The organism is Mesorhizobium sp. M1E.F.Ca.ET.063.01.1.1 (assembly GCF_003998155.1).
Taxonomy (GTDB): Bacteria; Pseudomonadota; Alphaproteobacteria; order Rhizobiales; family Rhizobiaceae; genus Mesorhizobium.
This window is the reverse complement of sequence record NZ_RZSC01000777.1, coordinates 1-2689: the sequence shown is the minus strand read 5'-3', so window position 1 is coordinate 2689 and position 2689 is coordinate 1. Positions and strand designations below refer to the sequence as shown.

Below are 2689 nucleotides of genomic sequence, written 5' to 3'. Positions count from 1 at the left end.
GTAAAGTAGAATAGATTGATTCGCGGAAACTTTCCCACCTTCATTTCCGATAATTTGAGACAAGATTGATAGCGTCCACAGTCAAAGGTGGGCGCTATGAAAATACAAAAAGCTGTCTCGGCGGTCTCGGGGGTCAAGGTTCTGCTGCTGGCAATCGGTCTCGCCGGTCTGCCGAATGCGTCATCCGCCGGCGCGATTTCCGCCGGAAATCCCGCCCCTCAAACAATGCCGGCGCCGGCCAATCTCGGTGGTGTTTCGCTGGCCAGATTGCGGCCTTGGCAGCCTGCTGACGCCTACCGGATAAGCGTTGTCGCCGACGCCTACGGACCCCTTGGAACCTACCCGGCAGCGGGTTTCCCGAACGAAGAGGCTGCCCCTGGCATCGACCCGATCCAGGTTGACCCTATCCAGACTGGGGCGATCATCCCCGGCGTATTCGGGTCGGTCGCCTTGTCCATGCACAACTTCCCGGTCGCCGCGCGCTGGGCGCCGGTCTACAAGGCGATCGTCGACTGCACGCCGGGCAGCGCCTGCGACCATGAGAACGCGGTTTTTGGAGAGATCATCAACATTGCGGGTAAGAAGGGCTTCCGCGACAAGCTGGCCTTCGTCAACAGCAGCGTCAACCGGCTGATCGCCTATCGCAAGGACAGTGCCGTCTACGGCAAGCTCGACTATTGGGCGAAACCATCGGAGATCCTCGAACATCGCGCCGGCGACTGCGAGGATTTCGCCATACTGAAGATGGCGGCGCTGCTGCGCGCCGGGATCCCGGCGCAGAGCATGTCGCTCGTGGTGCTCCAGGACCGCCGCCGGAAATTCTTCCACGCCGTGCTGTCGGTGAGCACGGGAAGCGGCACCTTCATCCTGGACAGCCTCGGCAACAATGTGGCGATGGACAGCGATCTTCCCGACTACGTCCCGCTCTATTCCTTCAGCACCGATCGCGCCTGGATCCACGGATCGAAGTCCGGCGCTCAGATCGCCGACGTTGCCGGCGGTTTCGCGACGGTGGCTCCCGGCGAAGGCTCTTCGCCTGACGCGGCGGTGACGCCCGCGGCATCCGGCGTGGGCGCGAAATAGCTTGCTTGCAATCTAACCGTTGAAGACGAACGCCATCAAAAGCTCCGGCTCGGTCACCGGCGCGCGCACCGCGCTGAGCTGACCCCGGTAGCGGCGCTCGCCGGCGCCGATGACGAAGCCGGTGGTGACCGGGGTGTCGCCGTTCGCGTCGAGCCGGGCGAAGACATCGGTGACGTTCAGGTCCAACGCCAGCTTGAGGTCCTGCCTGCCGTCGTCGCCAGGTGCGTTTGGCAACTGACGCCTGACCAATTGTTGGAACGCCGTGTTGAAGGCCAGGATCTTCTTCGACGACGACAGCGCGAAGGCGGGGGAGGGGCAGGCGACCAGGATCGCGTTGATCGTCCGGATCGAGGCGAGCTTGCGCAACTCCATGCTTTCCTCGGCGAGGCCCCGCATGCATGCGACCCGGATCGCCGAGGTGAGATTGCCTTGGTCGGGATGATTTTCGGCGATCTCCTCGACCAGCATGCCGATCGTGCATTTGCGGCTTTCGGCCATCTGCTTCAGCGAGACCCAGAAGGCGCGCTCCAGCCGGATGCCGCGGCGCACGCCACCGCGCGCCACGACCCGGAACTCCGGACCGAAATCCTCCGCCGCCAGCGACGGCAGCAGCCGTTCGCGCGAAGCATCGGGGCGGGCGGCGCTATCGTTCACTCATCGCCTCCTGACGCGCCTTGTTGATGGGCTTCAAAAGGTAGTTGAGGATCGTCTTGCGGCCGGTCTTGATATCGACCGAGCAGATCATACCGGGGATGATCGAGTAAGTCTTGCCGTTCCTTTGCAGCGTGGATTTCTCGGTCGCGACGCGCACCTGGTAATAGGGTTCGCCCGTCTTCTGGTCGACGAGGCTGTCGGCGGTGATTGTCGAAACCTTGCCTTCGATGCCGCCGAAGATCGAAAAGTCGTAGGCCGTGACCTTGATCAGCGCGTCCTGGTCCGGCTGGATGAAGGCGACGTCTCGCGGCGAGACGCGCGCCTCGACCAGAAGGGTCTCGGAGGTCGGCACAATGCCTGCCACCACCGCGCCGGGCTGCACGAAGGAGCCGAGCGTGTTGACGTCGAGCGTGTTGACGATGCCGTCGACGGGCGAGCGGATGTCGGTCCTTGCCACTTTGTCGGTGGCGCCGCGAATGGTTTCGTCCACCACAGACAAGTCAGCCAGCGCCTGCGTCAGATCGCTAAGCGCCTCCTGCTGGAGCTGCAGGCCGAGTTCATTGACCTGGAGCTGCGCCTCGGTGATTGCTGCCTGCGTCTTCTTGATGGTCTCGCCCGCGAGGTTGAGCTGTCCATGCAGGTCGGTCTGCTCCCGCTCGACGCGGATCTGCTCGGTCTTGGCCATCAGCCCCTTCTTGACCATGGGTTCGACCAGCGCCGCTTCCTGGTCGGTGACGGCCAAGCTCTTGGACAGGCGATCCGAATTGGCATTGGCCTCGTCGAGCTCCTTTTCGCGCTGATCGAGGCGCGATTTGAGCACCGACAGCTTCACCTCGAAGTTGTCGCGGCGCGCCACGAGCAGCTTCTGTTCATTGTCGCAGATTTCCGGCGCAACCTTCTGGATTTCCGCCGGGCAGAGAAACGATCCCTCGACATTGCCGCTCTGCTCGAA

The 2689-nt window shown here is 63.0% G+C and carries 3 protein-coding genes; 1 reads left to right on the top strand and 2 read right to left on the bottom strand.

Going from position 1 to position 2689, the window contains the following annotated elements; genetic code table 11:
- The first annotated feature begins 96 nt into the window (after positions 1–96).
- Positions 97–1083 carry a transglutaminase-like cysteine peptidase gene (locus tag EOA29_RS32155; RefSeq protein ID WP_127222126.1) on the top strand — a complete coding sequence of 329 codons (987 nt, stop codon included), beginning with the start codon at positions 97–99 and terminating at the stop codon, positions 1081–1083.
- Positions 1084–1095: 12 nt separating this feature from the next.
- Here the strand turns inward: EOA29_RS32155 and EOA29_RS32150 are convergent, their stop codons facing one another.
- Together EOA29_RS32150 and EOA29_RS32145 are read right to left on the bottom strand one after the other, a co-directional pair.
- Complete coding sequence (locus EOA29_RS32150) at positions 1096–1737, bottom strand: ribbon-helix-helix domain-containing protein (RefSeq protein WP_127222125.1); 642 nt, start codon at positions 1735–1737, stop codon at positions 1096–1098.
- Positions 1727–2689, bottom strand: a 963-nt coding sequence (locus EOA29_RS32145) for an HlyD family type I secretion periplasmic adaptor subunit (RefSeq protein ID WP_127222124.1), incomplete at its 5' end; no start/stop codon positions are given. The genes EOA29_RS32145 and EOA29_RS32150, both read right to left, overlap by 11 nt.